General features: G+C 41.8%; 15 protein-coding genes and 3 tRNA genes. 7 read left to right on the top strand and 11 right to left on the bottom strand.

Going from position 1 to position 15,716, the window contains the following annotated elements; all coding sequences use genetic code 11:
• The first annotated feature begins 42 nt into the window (after window positions 1-42).
• Window positions 43-228, top strand: a complete 186-nt coding sequence (locus Aso01_RS10040) for a hypothetical protein (RefSeq protein WP_004936698.1) — start codon at window positions 43-45, stop codon at window positions 226-228.
• Window positions 229-251: 23 nt separating this feature from the next.
• Here the strand turns inward: Aso01_RS10040 and Aso01_RS10035 are convergent, their stop codons facing one another.
• Complete coding sequence (locus Aso01_RS10035) at window positions 252-698, bottom strand: DUF2726 domain-containing protein (protein ID WP_004936700.1); 447 nt, start codon at window positions 696-698, stop codon at window positions 252-254.
• A gap of 55 nt (window positions 699-753) precedes the next feature.
• Window positions 754-829 (bottom strand) — tRNA-Asn (locus Aso01_RS10030).
• A gap of 329 nt (window positions 830-1,158) precedes the next feature.
• Here Aso01_RS10030 and Aso01_RS10025 point away from each other — a divergent pair.
• From Aso01_RS10025 to Aso01_RS10015, 3 genes are read left to right on the top strand one after another with little or no spacing between them, the layout of a single operon-like run.
• A complete protein-coding gene (locus tag Aso01_RS10025) occupies window positions 1,159-2,535 on the top strand; it encodes an amino acid permease (protein WP_255210188.1) in 1,377 nt (458 codons plus the stop codon).
• Window positions 2,536-2,570: 35 nt separating this feature from the next.
• Window positions 2,571-3,050, top strand: a complete 480-nt coding sequence (locus Aso01_RS10020) for an Lrp/AsnC family transcriptional regulator (RefSeq protein ID WP_004936704.1) — start codon at window positions 2,571-2,573, stop codon at window positions 3,048-3,050.
• Window positions 3,043-3,669 carry a YitT family protein gene (locus Aso01_RS10015; RefSeq protein ID WP_004936709.1) on the top strand — a complete coding sequence of 209 codons (627 nt, stop codon included), beginning with the start codon at window positions 3,043-3,045 and terminating at the stop codon, window positions 3,667-3,669. Before Aso01_RS10020 ends, Aso01_RS10015 begins: the two co-directional genes overlap by 8 nt.
• Window positions 3,670-3,770: 101 nt before the next feature.
• Here the strand turns inward: Aso01_RS10015 and Aso01_RS10010 are convergent.
• The 4 genes from Aso01_RS10010 to Aso01_RS09995 all read right to left on the bottom strand — a co-directional run bounded on the left by Aso01_RS10010 (window position 3,771) and on the right by Aso01_RS09995 (window position 5,699).
• Window positions 3,771-3,846: transfer RNA gene (locus Aso01_RS10010), tRNA-Asn, on the bottom strand.
• Between the two features lie 7 nt (window positions 3,847-3,853).
• A tRNA-Asn gene (locus tag Aso01_RS10005) sits at window positions 3,854-3,929 on the bottom strand.
• A 177-nt stretch (window positions 3,930-4,106) separates the two neighbouring features.
• Window positions 4,107-4,733: a superoxide dismutase SodB gene (gene sodB / locus Aso01_RS10000; protein WP_004936712.1), complete on the bottom strand. Its 627-nt coding sequence runs from the start codon at window positions 4,731-4,733 to the stop codon at window positions 4,107-4,109.
• A gap of 207 nt (window positions 4,734-4,940) precedes the next feature.
• Window positions 4,941-5,699, bottom strand: a complete 759-nt coding sequence (locus Aso01_RS09995) for a Nif3-like dinuclear metal center hexameric protein (protein ID WP_004936714.1) — start codon at window positions 5,697-5,699, stop codon at window positions 4,941-4,943.
• Between the two features lie 174 nt (window positions 5,700-5,873).
• Here Aso01_RS09995 and Aso01_RS09990 point away from each other — a divergent pair, with 174 nt between their 5' ends.
• Window positions 5,874-7,052, top strand: a complete 1,179-nt coding sequence (locus Aso01_RS09990) for a trypsin-like peptidase domain-containing protein (RefSeq protein WP_004936717.1) — start codon at window positions 5,874-5,876, stop codon at window positions 7,050-7,052.
• A 71-nt stretch (window positions 7,053-7,123) separates the two neighbouring features.
• On the opposite strand, the gene Aso01_RS09985 is transcribed toward Aso01_RS09990, so the two are convergent.
• The 3 genes from Aso01_RS09985 to Aso01_RS09975 are packed head-to-tail and all read right to left on the bottom strand — an operon-like array spanning window position 7,124 to window position 9,079.
• Entirely contained in the window at window positions 7,124-7,732 is a 609-nt protein-coding gene (locus tag Aso01_RS09985; protein ID WP_004936720.1) for an OB-fold-containig protein, read from the bottom strand.
• Window positions 7,733-7,747: 15 nt separating this feature from the next.
• Window positions 7,748-8,056 (bottom strand): Rieske (2Fe-2S) protein, encoded by a 309-nt coding sequence (locus tag Aso01_RS09980; protein WP_004936723.1) that lies wholly within the window; start codon window positions 8,054-8,056, stop codon window positions 7,748-7,750.
• 18 nt (window positions 8,057-8,074) lie between these two features.
• Window positions 8,075-9,079, bottom strand: coding sequence for an adenosine kinase (locus Aso01_RS09975; RefSeq protein ID WP_004936726.1), 1,005 nt, complete (start codon window positions 9,077-9,079; stop codon window positions 8,075-8,077).
• 313 nt (window positions 9,080-9,392) lie between these two features.
• Between Aso01_RS09975 and Aso01_RS09970 the strand changes: the two genes are divergently transcribed.
• Together Aso01_RS09970 and Aso01_RS09965 are read left to right on the top strand one after the other, a co-directional pair.
• Window positions 9,393-12,332 carry an insulinase family protein gene (locus Aso01_RS09970; RefSeq protein WP_004936727.1) on the top strand — a complete coding sequence of 980 codons (2,940 nt, stop codon included), beginning with the start codon at window positions 9,393-9,395 and terminating at the stop codon, window positions 12,330-12,332.
• Between the two features lie 20 nt (window positions 12,333-12,352).
• Window positions 12,353-13,543, top strand: a complete 1,191-nt coding sequence (locus tag Aso01_RS09965) for a phospholipase A (protein WP_004936732.1) — start codon at window positions 12,353-12,355, stop codon at window positions 13,541-13,543.
• Window positions 13,544-13,586: 43 nt separating this feature from the next.
• Here the strand turns inward: Aso01_RS09965 and Aso01_RS09960 are convergent, their stop codons facing one another.
• Together Aso01_RS09960 and Aso01_RS09955 are read right to left on the bottom strand one after the other, a co-directional pair.
• Window positions 13,587-14,924, bottom strand: coding sequence for a TrkH family potassium uptake protein (locus Aso01_RS09960; RefSeq protein WP_004936733.1), 1,338 nt, complete (start codon window positions 14,922-14,924; stop codon window positions 13,587-13,589).
• The gene (locus Aso01_RS09955; protein WP_004936738.1) at window positions 14,905-15,576 is read right to left on the bottom strand and encodes a potassium channel family protein; all 672 of its coding nucleotides are present in this window, start codon (window positions 15,574-15,576) and stop codon (window positions 14,905-14,907) included. The genes Aso01_RS09960 and Aso01_RS09955 overlap by 20 nt, the downstream gene beginning before the upstream one ends.
• Window positions 15,577-15,716: the final 140 nt, after the last annotated feature.

Genomic DNA, 15,716 nt, shown 5'->3' with positions numbered 1-15,716 from the left:
TTCGGTGAATATGATCTAAATGTTGTAGAGGTAAATATCTAGATGAATCAGTCATCTCCCCCAAAAAAGAAAGTACCTTGGTTGTTGATGGCGCTGGGGCTTTTGATTCCAATTGGTGTTCTGGGTTTGGCATTCTTGGCGGCAAAAAGTGATGCTGAGAATCATCGCAAGTATCAACAGCAAAAAGAAGAAATTGCGAAGCGACATGCCCAAAACAAAGCAGAATAAACTATTCTGATTCTAGCTCGCATTCAAAGCTGAATGTCTTTATGAAGCTGGCGCACCGACGGAATTTGAGTGTAACGCAGCACGCGATAGCCGGCTTCTTGGAGCATTTGATCTCGAAATTTATCTTCTTGTTGTTTGCTAAGGTGGCTCGGATCATCGAGTTCAATAATAACTACAACGTCTAATTTCTGATTCAAAATAACAAAATCTGTCACCTTTCGATTAAAGCGCCCTCGAATTTTGTACTGATCGCTGGTAATGAGGGCACTAAATGCAACTTGAGCCAATACATTTAAATCTGGAAAAGCGGCTTTGAGCTGCTTAAACATCTTGGCTTCAAAAGGTGTAATGACAGGGCGCGGGTGATATTGTTTTTGTAATTTTAGATAAGGCCTAATGCAAATAAACAAGAGTGTAAGGCTTGAAAGAATACCTACAGTAACAAAGAAAACCTGAAAAAAATCAAACACACTTTTACTTCGCTTAAAAAGAAAACCCACTCAAAAGAGTGGGTTTTCAGAATCTTGGCTCTCCCACCTGGGCTCGAACCAGGGACCTGCGGATTAACAGTCCGTCGCTCTACCGACTGAGCTATGGGAGAATCTGGAACGCATTGTATGGGGCGAAGCCAATGTGGTCAAGCCATAATGATGAAATAATTCAAAAAATTGCATGAGTGTTGTTTAAATCAGCAATTTTATAAGATTTGGCCATAAAGGTCGGTAAAATTTAAGTTCATAAACACTCAATATGCTGATTTGGCTTGTGCATCATATTAAGGCGTAATGTCACATTCTGATGCACAGCTTGGTGTGAACTTTATTAGTAAAATAGGATTAAATTTCACAAATACAATAAAAATGATCATTTATCCTAAAATGGCACATCATTTGCATCATTATTGCGTAAATATGGATGGGGTGTTTTACGTTGTCAGATTCTACAAGTCATGAGTTAAAAAAAGGTTTGTCTAACCGGCATGTGCAATTGATTGCTTTGGGTGGTGCTATAGGTACAGGTTTATTTTTGGGGATTTCTCATACCATTCAACTGGCTGGTCCATCTGTGTTGCTGGGATATGCCATCGCAGGTTTGATTGCATTTTTAATTATGCGTCAGTTGGGTGAGATGGTAGTTGAAGAGCCAGTAAGTGGCTCTTTTAGTCATTTTGCTAATAAATACTGGGGACCAATGGCTGGCTTTATGTCGGGCTGGAATTACTGGGTACTGTATGTTTTAGTCAGTATGGCGGAGTTGAGTGCCATTGGAATTTTTGTTCAGTTTTGGTGGCCACAAATTCCGACATGGCTGACTGCATTGGTATTTTTTATTCTGATTAACGGAATTAATTTTATCAATGTAAAATTTTTCGGTGAACTTGAGTTCTGGTTTTCGTTTGTCAAAATTATTGCAATTATCAGTATGATCGGCTTTGGTGCCTATTTGTTGTTTAGCGGTGGTGCGGGGCCACAGGCAGGTGTGCAAAATCTTTGGCAACACGGTGGTTTTATGCCAAATGGATGGTCGGGCTTGATTATGGCGATGGCATTTATCATGTTTGCATTTGGTGGGCTTGAGCTGGTGGGAATTGCTGCTGCTGAAACCAAAAATCCTTCTAAAACGATTCCTAAAGCCACCAATCAAATTGTGTACCGTATTTTGATTTTTTATGTAGGGGCCATTGGTATTTTGCTCAGCTTGTTCCCTTGGAATCAGGTTGCTCAGGGTGGAAGTCCATTCGTCATGATTTTTCAGTCACTCAATAATTCTGGTGTCGCGAACGTCTTGAATCTGGTGGTGTTGATTGCGGCTGTTTCTGTCTATAATAGCTGCGTTTACAGTAACAGCCGTATGTTGTTGGGCTTGGCGGAGCAGAGCAATGCACCAAAAATGCTAAAGCGTGTCAATCAGCGCGGTATTCCGGTCAATGCATTATTTGCCTCAGCAGCAGTAACCGCATTATGCGTACTGCTTAACTATCTGATGCCGGAAAGTGCCTTCAATATTTTGATGATGTTGGTGGTCTCTGCGCTTGTGATTAATTGGTTCATGATTTCGGTGACACATCTTAAGTTTCGTCAGCACATGCAACAGATGCAGCGTGTGACCTTGTTTAAGAGTATTGGTGCGCCATTTACCAACTATGTCACCATTGCATTTATGTGTTTTATTCTTTTCATTATGAGCTTTACGCCTGAAATGCGCATGGCTGTCTTTTTAGTGCCTGTCTGGCTGATATTGCTATTTATTCTTTATCGCGTGAAGTTTCAGTCGGCAAAGCCAGCTGTAAGTATACTGAGTAAGTAGTTGGATCTATCTAAATTTTATTTGGGGTTGTCTGAATGAGCCACAGTCTTGATGATTATGATTACAAGATTCTACAGCATTTGCAAAGTAATGGCCGCCTGAGTAATCAGGAATTGGCTGAGATTGTGGGTTTATCGACATCACAGTGCTCAAGACGACGTATTGCGCTCGAGCAAAAAGGCATGATTATGGGATATTACGCACAGTTGCACCCACATGCAGAAAAACAACCGATTATGGGAATGATTGAAATTAAATTTCAACATTACAGCCTAGAAACACTGGAAAAGTTCCTAGGATTTGTAAAAGACGAACCGATGATTCGTGAAGTCTATAAATTGACAGGGAGTTATGACTACGTATTGAAAGTAACTGTTGAGGATTTAGAGCAAATGAGCCAGCTGATTAATCAATTGATGTCGCTGAACATCAATATAGGTAATTTTAATACCTCAATTGTATTGGAGCGCGTTAAAGAAAATCATCAAATGATGATAGGCGTAACACATGACTAATACAGCTGATCTGACCATGCAAATATCTAAACCTTCGCATTCTTCAGTTGAAGATATGCTTGCCATGATCATTGCCACGTTTATTATCTCGTTTGGCATGATGCTCATGCAGCAGTCTGGTACCTTAACGGGTGGAACAGCAGGGTTGTCATTGCTCATCCATTACATTACGGGCATTAAATTTGGTGTGGTGTTTTTTACCATCAACTTGCCATTTTATTATCTGGCCTATAAGCGCCTAGGTATGTCGATGGTCATAAAGACATTTTTGGCAGTGGGGTTGCTTTCTGTACTCACTGAGGTGCATCCACTCTTTCTTCATCTCGATAAGCTCTCACCACTATATGCCACCGTATTAGCCAATGTATTTATGGGCTTGGGGTTTTTAATTTTGTTTCGACATCGCTCTAGTTTGGGTGGCTTTAATTTACTGGTGTTGTTTATCCAAGAGCGTTACGGAATTCGAGCAGGCAAAGTGCAAATGGCTTTAGATGTCACGATTTTGCTGGCCTCAAGCGTCTTTGTGAGTGTGACACTTTTAGCGATCTCTATTTTAGGTGCCATTATTTTAAATATGATTCTTACACTGAATCATCGACCAGATCGATACGTGGTGTAAAATAAAAACTTAAAAACAGTGCCTGAGGGTGCTGTTTTTTTTGCAAAAACTACAGCCATTAAAAAACCCTCAAGCATGAAGTACTTGAGGGTTTTTGAATCTGGCTCTCCCACCTGGGCTCGAACCAGGGACCTGCGGATTAACAGTCCGTCGCTCTACCGACTGAGCTATGGGAGATTAGTTTTGGCTCTCCAACCTGGGCTCGAACCAGGGACCTGCGGATTAACAGTCCGTCGCTCTACCGACTGAGCTATTGGAGAATCTGATGCGCATTTTATGCAGAAGCTTTTACTTGGTCAAGCAAATGTTTAAAAATATCTATCTATTTGATTTAATTATAATCAAAACATGAACTTGTGTTGCTTAATTACACATTTTTGCTTAAAAAATAAAAAAGCTGCTCTAATGAGAGCAGCTTTTTTTGAAAAATAGAGAACTTATTTTTCAACGCCAGCAGGTTGGCCAGCAAGTTTCGCGTTTGCATAATCCCAGTTCACTAGGCTTTCAAGGAAAGTCGAGATGTACTTAGGACGCGCGTTACGGTAGTCGATGTAGTAAGCATGTTCCCATACGTCAATGGTCAATACAGCAATTTGACCGTGTGCAAGCGGAGTGTCTGCATTTGAAGTTTTAGTAATTGAAAGTTTACCATTGATTTCGTCAGCCACTAACCACGCCCAACCTGAACCAAATTGAGTGGTTGCAGCAGTGGTGAATTCTTCCGCAAATTTTTCGTATGAACCAAATGCTTCATCAATTTTTGCAGCAAGTGCGCCTGTTGGTTTACCACCGCCGTTTGGAGCAATCGAGTTCCAGTAAAAAGTGTGGTTCCATACTTGTGCAGCATTGTTGAAAATACCTGCTTTAGATGAATCGCCTGCACTTGCTTTAATAATGTCTTCAAGTTCCTGACCTTCAAGATCTGTGCCTTTGATCAGGTTGTTCAGGTTAGTCACATAAGTCTGGTGGTGCTTATCGTGATGGTATTCTAAAGTTTCTTTAGAAATATGTGGTTCGAGTGCATCATAAGCATAAGGTAAAGCAGGTAAAGTAATGGTTGTCATGTCTAATTTCCTTGCGTTCGCTGGGTATTTGAGACTGTTATCGTATCTCGATTTTATAGCACACAAATGCTAAAAAAAGCTTACAGCCCCTTCATTTAGGTGGCTCTAGTGTAAATCATTCTATGTGCAAAAGGTCATCAATTAAAATAACAATACACAATAAAGCTCGAATTAATACGTATAAGGCCTACATCTCGTTTATACGTCCTAAATCGGATTATTCAACTCAAAATAGGTGTATTTGAGCGAAAAATGCTCGCTTAGTGCTTTGCCTAGATGCTGAACACCGTAGCGTTCTGTTGCGTGGTGCCCGCAGGCAAAATAATGTACGTTTAATTCTTGTGCTTCATAAAATGTTCGTTCGCTCACTTCGCCTGAAATATAAGCATCACAGCCTTGTGCTGCTGCTTTGGCAATAAAGTCCTGCGCACCTCCAGTACAAAATCCAATTTTTTGTATCGATTTAACCTGTGCTGGTAAGTGAATAATATTAAAATCAAACGTATCTTGCAGTTTGGCTTTAAATGTTTCAGGTGAGACAGCCTGCGTTAAATAACCGATATTGCCTATTGGAAATTTTTCGTTTGGATCGAGCGCTTCAATACGTTCAAGTTCGAGTAGGTCTGCAATTGCAGCGTTATTGCCCAGTGTTGGGTGTGCATCGAGTGGCAAGTGATAAGCAAGTAGGGAAATATTGTTTTGAATGAGCTTTTTAATGCGATGGCCGCGCATACCAGTAATCGGGTAGGGTTCGCCTTTCCAGAAATAACCATGATGAACCAGCAATACATCGGCCTGCATGGCAATTGCAGCGTCAATTGCCGCTTCTGAGGCAGTAACTGCGCACAGCACATGCTTTACTTCGGATGTACCTTCAATTTGCAAACCATTGGGTGCGTAGTCTTTGAATTGAGCGGAACTTAATGTTTGATCGCACCAGCTGACGATTTCATTTAACTGGGTCATGAATCAACCTTTTTTACATCTATATGATTAAAGATCTTATTACAGCATGCATTTGAATGTAACTAAAGCTAGACAAATCTTTTGATGTGTTCTGAGCTCGTGAGTAAGTTATGCTTTAAAATAGCCAAAAATATAGTTGCTTCAATACATTAAAAACTTTTTGAGGATATATTCGTGCGTCAGACGTTCAAATGGTTGCCCTGGGTATTACTCGTCATTGTCACTTTAAGCTTTCTCGCTTGGCAAAAATTCCAGCAACCGAAGCCGCCAATTGCGGCAGACGGCGTTCAAATGCCAGCAGAAAAAGTTGAGTCTTTAGTCGATACATCAAGATCGGGTGGGGTGGTGTCATATAATGCTGCCGTTAAAGTGGCAGCTCCTGCGGTGGTTAATATCTTTACCACGCAAAAAGTCAAACAACTTAACCATCCTTTACTTAACGATCCTGTTTTTCGGGAGTTTTTTGGTAATCAATTACCGAATCAAACAGAGCAGAAAAATGAAAACAGTCTGGGCTCAGGTGTGATTGTTCGTGCAGATGGGTATATTCTGACCAATAATCACGTGATTGCTCAAGCTGACCAGATTGTGGTCGCACTCTATGACGGACGACGTGCCGAAGCAAAAGTTGTGGGTACAGATCCAGATACCGATTTGGCAGTCATCAAAATTGATCTGGATAAACTACCAGTTTTACCCTTTAAACTCAGCGGAAATGAAGTGGGTGACGTAGTACTTGCAATTGGAAATCCCTTTGGTGTAGGGCAAACCGTCACTCAGGGGATTATCTCTGCAACCGGTCGTTCAGATTTAGGCATCAATACCTATGAAGATTTTATTCAAACCGATGCAGCAATCAATCCGGGTAACTCAGGTGGTGCCTTGATTGATGTAGCAGGAAATCTGGTGGGAATTAATACTGCTATTTTCTCGCAAACAGGTGGCTCACTCGGTATTGGTTTTGCTATTCCTGCACGTGTGTGTCAGCAGGTGCTGAATTCAATTTTAAAAGATGGACGTGTTGTACGCGGCTGGCTCGGCATTAGCTTGGTTGCGCCTACACAAGATGATGTACTCGCGCCAAAACAACCGGGTGTGGTTGTGGCCGATGTTCTTCAAAACGGCCCGGCGGCACAAGCGGGTGTGAAGGTCAATGATAAGATCATTAAGGCGAATGACGAACAGATTAATTCGGTATCGCATCTGATTAACTATGTTGCACTGCAACAACCCGGCAGTAGCATCACGCTCGAGGTTGAACGCAATGGTCAACGTCAAAATCTACAAGTGAAAGTGGGTGAGCGTAAGGTTCAAAACCAGAACTCGCAGTACATTCCATTGCCTCAGCGCTAATTAGAAGTAAAAAAGGAATACAGATGTATTCCTTTTTTTTGCCTGTAAAACCGAAGTTATTGAGTAGACTTTTAATCTGAATTAAACAGTTGATTTGAACTGGCGATTCGCTTAGCAATGTAATGTGTCTGACGAAAACGAATTAAAATAACTTGAGACTGCACTTCAAGTTCACCAAATTCAGGTTCCACCTGTACATAATGGACTTGCCCAAACTCATCTCGAACACGGGCTTGCGCAGAAAAACCAGGTCGGGCATTACCACTTGAAAGGGTAGCTAAGCGCCCAAGCAAAGTACCAAACTGATGATCCACTTGCGGTTTGATCACTTGATCTAGGCAATGAATCATAAAGACGGTAAAGAAAATGGCAATGATCAATGCAGGCAAAATCAGGTAAAACGGAGAGATAAAAAAGTGTTGTTTAGCAAACACAGATAACTGTAAAAAATAGCCTGCAAAACTGAAGTTGATGAGAAAGAAAACCAAAATCAGTACTTTAGAAAATTTAACATTAAATAGGGGGGAGTGGCTTAACCAACGCGGTAAAAATCGTTTAAGAAAAATACTTGGTCGAATGCCAATATATATTCCGATGGTTTCGGCCATGCTGAGGATTACCAATGCCATGACACTTAAGTTAAATGGCAAAAAGTAATAGTTGAGTAAAAACTCCACCATGACCGAAGCTCCTTCTTATTCTGCTAAATAAATGCCGCCATCGGAATGCACCTTAATTTCGACTTTGGTTAAAGCCTCTCCAAGGCACGGACCCGAAATACATTCACCTGTTTCGACATTAAACAAGGCGCCGTGTGTCGAACATTGAATATATTCATGATCGTAATCGAGGAACTGGTTTTCCAGAAACTCAAGTTCGACCTGTAAATGCGGGCATATATTTTTATAGGCGTAAAACATACCATCACGTTGTGTGATAAAAATCGTTTCACCCTCGACCTGATCAAAGGCGCGAGCTTCACGTTCAGGAATGTCTTCCGTCATGCAGATCTTTTCCATATATCAAGCACATTCAGTTTGAAAGTTTGTCAAAAGTGTAGCATAAGTTGTGACGTCCAAACGTGGGCCATATTGTGAAACCACTTCACTTGAAATCAGAATAGACAACTGCGCCGCATCTTCAAAAGACATGCCATGATTTAATGCAAATAAGAAGGCACCTGCAAATGCATCACCAGCACCATTGGCATCGATTGCAGTAACACGACGGCCATCGAGATGAAAATGTTGAGATGGTGTCGATACAGTTGCACCTTTTGCACTTTGTGTAATGACAACAGTATGATTTTTGGCTTTTAAGACCTGAAATGCAGCTTCAAGCGTTTCTGTAGCGGTATACATCAGTGCTTCTTGTTCATTACAAAATAATAAATCCACACCATCTGCAATCATTTCATCAAGCCCTTCACGTGCATATTGCACCATTGCTGGATCAGATAACGACAACGCAACTTTAACGCCATGTGCTTTGGCAATCTCACGGGCGTGCATGACAGCTTGACGCGCACTTGGACTAGTCGATAAATAGCCTTCGATATATAACCACTTCGCGCTTTTTAAAGGCTCAAAGTCAATTTGATCGACTGAAAGTGCGGTGGTAATACCGAGATAAGTATGCATAGTGCGCTCAGTATCTGGGCTAATGAGTACCATGCACGTTCCCGTTACACCTTCCGTGAGAGATTTTTCCGAGGTGACGATATCCGCATCGTTTAATCCTTGGAGGTAAATCGAGCCCAACTCATCATGACCAACGCGACAACCATAAAAAGCCCGTCCACCCAAGGCACTAAATGCCACTGCGGTATTGGCAGCCGAACCGCCACTGGCTTGACCTTTATATTCTTGTGATGCCAAAAGTTTTTCGTAAAGCGCAGCCTGAGTATCACCCTCGGTCAATTGCATGGTGCCTTTTTGCAAACCAACATCAGCTAAAAACTCATCCGACACTTTAAATTCTTGGTCAATAAGCGCGTTTCCAATTGCAAAAAGATCAACTGTTGCCATGGCGTATGTTCACATCTCGATTTAAAAATCCAAATTTTACACGATCATGATCGCAAGCTGTAGTTTGTGGCGTGAAATACCTATTCATCGTCTATGAACAACACAAGATCAGCTTAGATCAGGGGAATATTAGATATCCATGTATTCTTGCATCGATATAAACGTAATAAGACTTGATCAGATCGAGAATTTAATAAAAAAGATTCATTTTTTGAAAAAACTTAGTATTTGAGTCGGATTAAAGCTATCAATTTCAGTAAAAACTAAGGCTATAATGGGAACACGTTAGAAATTGAAAATAGTAGGAGATCACATGACTGTAGATGTCACTGGAACCATTAATCAAACTGTCCATCCTGCGTTTCAGTTGGTACGTCAACACCATGTTGAGGCCTTAGATATTTTGGTCTCTGAATATGCTCATAAGGTGACGGGAGCAGTTCATTATCATTTGGCCACCTCTCACGATGAAAATGTATTTCTGGTTGCATTTCGTACGCAACCTATGGATTCCAAAGGTACAGCGCACATCTTAGAGCACACGGCACTATGTGGATCGGAAAAATTTCCGGTGCGTGATCCATTCTTTTTGATGATTCGCCGTTCACTCAATACCTTTATGAATGCGTTCACGTCAGCAGACTGGACTGCTTATCCATTTGCAACTCAAAATAAAAAAGATTTTCAAAACTTACTTTCTGTCTATCTCGATGCAGCGTTTGCAGCGAATTTGAATCCGCTTGATTTCGCACAAGAAGGAATTCGCGTTGAGCTTGAAAATGACGAACCTGTCTACAAGGGTGTGGTATTCAATGAGATGAAAGGTGCGATGAGTGCACCTTCGGATCAGTTATATCATCAGCTTGCGCATCATTTATTCCCTGAAACAACCTATCATTACAACTCTGGTGGCGATCCTAAAGACATTCCAGATTTGACCTATGACCAGCTGGTGTCATTTTACAAATCGCATTATCACCCGAGTAACGCCGTATTTATGACCTTTGGCAATCAAAGTGCTTATGAGTTACAAGAGCAATTTGAAAAATTGGCACTGGCGAAGTTTCAAAAGGGTACGACATTGTACTCAAAACCTGAAAAGCGTCTTGCAGCACCTATTCAGGTCAGCGAGCATTATGCGGTCGATAGCGATGATTTATCAGATAAAACCTATCATGTACTGGCGTGGTTACTTCCTGAAGCAAGCGATATCAAACTACGATTAGGTTTGCGTTTGGTCGAAGGCATTTTACTTGAAAACTCGGCTTCACCACTGCGTCATTATCTTGAGACCTGTGGCTATGCGCAATCGACAGGCCCACTGATGGGTGTCGATGATTCAAATTTTGAAATGACCTTTTACTGTGGTGTTCAGGGTTCAAATCCGGAACACGCAGAAGAGTTTAAAGCAGGTGTGCTCAAGATTTTAAGCGATGTGGCTGCTGCACCAATCGATCCGGCTTGGGTCGATGCGATTTTACATCAGATCGAATTACATCAGCGTGAAATCAATGGTGACGGCATGCCGTATGGTTTGAGCTTAATCTTAAATGGATTAAGCAGTGCCATTCATCATAATGACCCGATCCACGTTTGGGATGTCGACAGTGCCATTGAGCAAGTGAAAGAAGAGCTTAAAGATCCGATGTGGCTGTCAAATCTGATTCAGACACATCTTTTAGATAATCCGCATCGAGTTCAAATGACGTTGATACCCGATGCAGAAAAATCGGCCAAAGAACAGGCAGAAGAAAAAGCACGTTTGGCGGCTTTGGGTGAAACTTTAACTGATGCTGATCGTGCTCGAATTCAGGCTGAAACCGAAGCATTAAAACAGCGTCAAGATACACCTGATAATCTCGATTTACTGCCAAAAGTAGGATTAGAAGATGTACCTGCCGATTTGCATATAGTGCAGGGCCAGTTAAGAGAAATTATTTCCAACCGACATGATTATCCGCTCAATTTGTATCATGCGGGAACCAACGGTCTGTACTATCAACAAGTATTGATTCAAATTCCAGACGCTGTGGTGCAATCGCCGTACTTTAATTTACTGTCTATTTTGATGGGTGAGGTAGGCGCTGGCGATTACGATTATCTTGAGTTGCAACAATTGCAAACCGCTGTCAGCGGTGGCCTAGGCATGGGCGCTTCATTACGTAGTAAAGTCGATGATAAAGGCAAAATCAGTGCGTGGTTGACTCTAACCACTAAATCACTGAATGAAAAATATGATGCGATTGAGCTACTCAAGCTTGCGTTTGAAAAACTGCGCTTTGATGAAAAAGATCGCATTGTTGAGCTGTTACAACAGCGTGCAACGCGCTGGAAATCACGTCTGTCGGGCTCTGGCCATAGCTATGCAATGCAAGTGGCATCACGTAATGCCAGTGCATTAGCGCAACGTGATTATCATAATACGGGCTTGGGTGCACTCAACTGGTTAAGCGATCTGGTCGACCAAATAGAACAGGATGAGCAGGCCTATACCGCCTTGATCGATGCATTAAAACAGATTCACCTTGCACTTTTGCAAGCCCCAAAACAGTTTTTACTGGTCTGTGAAGAGCAGTTTTCTGAAACGCTGGTCGAGAAAATTCAGGCGGTATGGGATCATCTTGATGTAGACACGCAAGTGGCGCAAGTTGAACAGTTTACGCACTTGAATGATGATCAGGATGAAGCTTGGCTGATTCAAACCAACGTACAGTTCTGTGCAACGTCATACCTAGCGGTTGAGGTTACTCACCCAGATGCAGCACCTTTAATGGTACTTGCAGGTTACTTACGTAATGGTTTCTTGCACAGTGCGATTCGAGAGAAAGGTGGTGCATATGGTGGCGGTGCAAGCTATGACGGTAATGCATGCGCATTTCGTTTTTATAGCTACCGGGACCCACGCCTAACCGAGACCTTTAAAGACTTCGAGGCGAGTATTGAGTGGTTGCTGAATACACCTCAGCAAGCACATCAACTGGAAGAGGCGATCTTGGGGCTGGTCTCGAGTATGGATAAACCAGGCTCACCTGCTGGCGAAGCAATTACAGCTTGCTATGCCTTGCTTCATGGCCGTACACCTGCTTTTAGAAAAACCCTGCGCACACGTTTACTGCATGTCACATTAGAAGATTTGCAACGCGTGGCACGCGAATATCTGATTCAGCAAAAACCAACCAAAGCAGTGGTGGCTCCGGTAGCGAAACGACAGGAACTTGAGCAGCTTGGTTTTAAAGTTAAACAAGTGAACTAAAAGAAAAACGGAGAGCGTATATGTCGTTCAATTTTGTTGAACGAACACCGTTACAACTCAGTATGCTGAGCATATTGGGTTGTCTGGGGGTGTCGGCAGCCTATGCAGCAGATGTAAAGAGTACATTTCCACCCAAAGCGATTTCTTCTACGACAGTAGAAGCATCGCCTAATCCAGCAAGCGCCAAGGCGTGTGTTGGATTAGATTCAAATGCAGACCGCTTAGCCTGTTATGATGCGCTGTTTAAAACGCCTATCGATACCAATAACATGCTGGCGGCTCAGGCAGCCGCACCTCTGGCTCCAGAAAAAAAGTCAACTCCAGAAACTCTTCCTGAAAAAATTCAAGAAAAGGTCGGGAATGTATTTTCTTTAGATGCCGGTCCGATCGATCCAACGGTTTCTTTGTTGGATAAACGCTGGGAGTTGTCTGAAAAAGCCAAGCTTGGAACGTGGAATATTCGTGGCTACAAACCGGTGTATTTGCTTCCAGTATTTTGGACCAGCAAAAAAAATGAGTTTCCATCAAGCCCTAACCCAAATAACACCGTTACTCAAGATCAAAACTTAAAGTCGCTAGAGTCGAAGTTTCAGTTATCGCTTAAAACCAAAGCGTGGGAAAACATCTTTGGCAATAATGGTGATTTATGGCTTGGCTACACTCAGTCATCACGTTGGCAAGTCTTTAACGGTGAAGAATCGCGTCCTTTTCGTGAAACCAATTACGAACCTGAAGCGAGCTTGATGTTTCGTACCAATTATCGGGTATTTGGTCTAGATGGCCGATTGCTTGGTGTCACACTGAATCATCAGTCGAATGGTCGTTCTGATCCATTATCTCGTAGCTGGAATCGTGTGATATTTAATGTGGGTTTTGAGCGCGACAATTTTGCTTTAATGTTGCGTCCATGGATTCGCATTGAAGAAGCTGCTAAAGATGACAATAATCCCGATATCGAAGATTATGTGGGCCGTGGTGACTTAACGGCATTTTATCGCTGGAAACAAAATGACTTTTCGTTAATGTTGCGTCATTCTTTAAAAGATGGTGATAAATCGCATGGAGCCGTGCAGTTTGACTGGGCTTTCCCAATTACCGGCAAATTGCGTGGCAATTTCCAACTATTTAACGGTTATGGTGAAAGTCTGATTGATTATAACCACCGTGCGACTTATGTCGGTCTTGGCGTTTCATTGCTAGATTGGTTTTAATTTGATTTTGAATAAAAAGAGGAAGCATGATGCTTCCTCTTTTTTATCCGATTTGAATATCGGCATTTGGATGTTTCAGGCGACTTTTACGTGGTGTGGCAATCAGGTAGGCCAGCGTGAGTGGGCCTAAACGTCCTGCAAACATCAATAAAGTCAATACAAATAAACTGCTGTTGTTGAGTTCGCCGGTAATGCCTCTCGAAAGACCAACCGTACATGCCGCAGAGACAATTTCGAAAAATAGATCCAGAAAGTTCTTATGTGGCTCTAAAATTAAGATTGTAAAAAAGCCGACAAAAATCAGAATTAAAGTAATAATGGCAACAGCCAAAGCCTTAAATGTACTTTCATAAGAAATCGAATGATTAAAAATGCGTACTTCATCGTGGCGTTTTAAAAAGGCAATCACGCTAAAAAGTAAAATAACTGCCGTACCGACTTTAATACCACCTGCTGTACTGAGTGAGCCACCCCCAATAAACATCATAAACATGGTCAGTAAGGTAGAGCTATTGGTCATTGAGCCAATATCAATGGTATTAAAGCCAGAAGAACGTGGTACGGTTGCCTGAAACCATGCATTAATTGCCTGTTCGCCGAAACTCATGTTGTACAAAGTGAGGGGATTATTGGCTTCCAAAAGCCAAATCATCAGAAAGCCAACAAGATTAAGTACTCCAATACTCACAATAATAATTTTGCTATTAGGGCTGAGTTTTCGCCAGCGTTTGTGCTGCTTGATATCCATTAAAACCAAAAAACCCATTCCGCCTAAAATATATAAAAAACTGATGGTGAGGCAGACGATATAATGGTCATAAAAGTTGATTAGATTGTTAGGAAATAAAGAAAAACCCGCATTGTTAAAAGCTGAAACACTATAAAACATGGCGTAGTACAGCGCGTGTAAAAAACCAAATTGCGATGTCCAGACCACAGTCAAGATCACGGTGCCAATCAACTCAAAAATAAGGGTATAAATAAACACGGCTTGTGCCACAAACGTTACTTTAGACAAGCTGGTATGGCCGATTGAATCTTGCGCCATGATTTGCTGTTTAAGACCCAATTGAGGCGCCAAACTAAGTGCGGCCAAGATGGCAAAGGTCATGAAGCCTAAACCACCAATCTGGATCAAAAACAGTAAAATAATTTGTCCCGTAGTGGTTAATGCGTGCCCGATGTTAATGACTGACAGACCGGTAATGGTCACTGCCGAGGTTGAGGTAAACAGGGCATCCATCCAGCTCAGGTGGCCGTTGTTGGCTACAGGCAGCTTAAGTAAAAAAGTACCGATAATAATAAAGCTTAAGAACCCTAGAGCCAGTAGAGAGGGCGGACTTAAATTAAATGATTTTTGCTTAAGTTTTTGTTTTTTCATGAGGCAAAAACCGTACTGAAAGTTTTTTAAGTTGATCGATGTGTCCTTCAACAATCAAGATATCCTTAGATTGCACTGGGCAAGTCGGGTCAGGTTCGTAAATAATATCTTTGCCGCGTTTGAGCAAAATCGTTTTAACATGACTCATATCATTGATTAGCCCCAAAAGATGAATGCCATTTAAGTGCTTAGGAATTTCAACTTTGACAATATAGTGATCATCATCGAGTGCCATATAGCGGCTGACCATCGGGTAGTTCAATGCTTGAGCAATTCGGACGCCCATATCCTCTTCGGGATGAATAATTTTATCGACATGTAAATGCGACAAGATCATGCTGTGTGCTTTGGTTTTGGCTTTTACCCAAATTTTGGGCACGCCCATATTTTTTAAATGCAGCACACATAAAATACTGGCTTCGATGTCTTCGCCAATTGCAACAACGACTGTTTCACAACTTTGAATGTTCAACTCTTCAAGTACATGTTCGTCACTGGCATCGGCGATCACTGCATGGGTAAGTTGATCACTTAAATCTTCAACATTTCGCTTGATGGAGTCGATGCCAATCACATCATGGTTTAACTTCACCAGTTCGGTTGCAACAGTTGCACCGAAACTTCCCAGTCCAATTACTGCAAATTGCGCCATATAAAAAACCTTATTGCTATTTTTCGGCTATAGTTTCATAAAAATCAGTGTAGTAGTTTTTGTTTGGGTTTAAAGCACATAAATGTTACGAAACAGAGAATAGAAGTCGGTCATAAAAAAACCAGCACATACGGCTGGTT

Source organism: Acinetobacter soli (assembly GCF_000760595.1).
Lineage (GTDB): Bacteria > Pseudomonadota > Gammaproteobacteria > Pseudomonadales > Moraxellaceae > Acinetobacter > Acinetobacter soli.
Note: the sequence above shows the minus strand (reverse complement) of the source record. Positions and strands in the feature narration are given on the sequence as shown.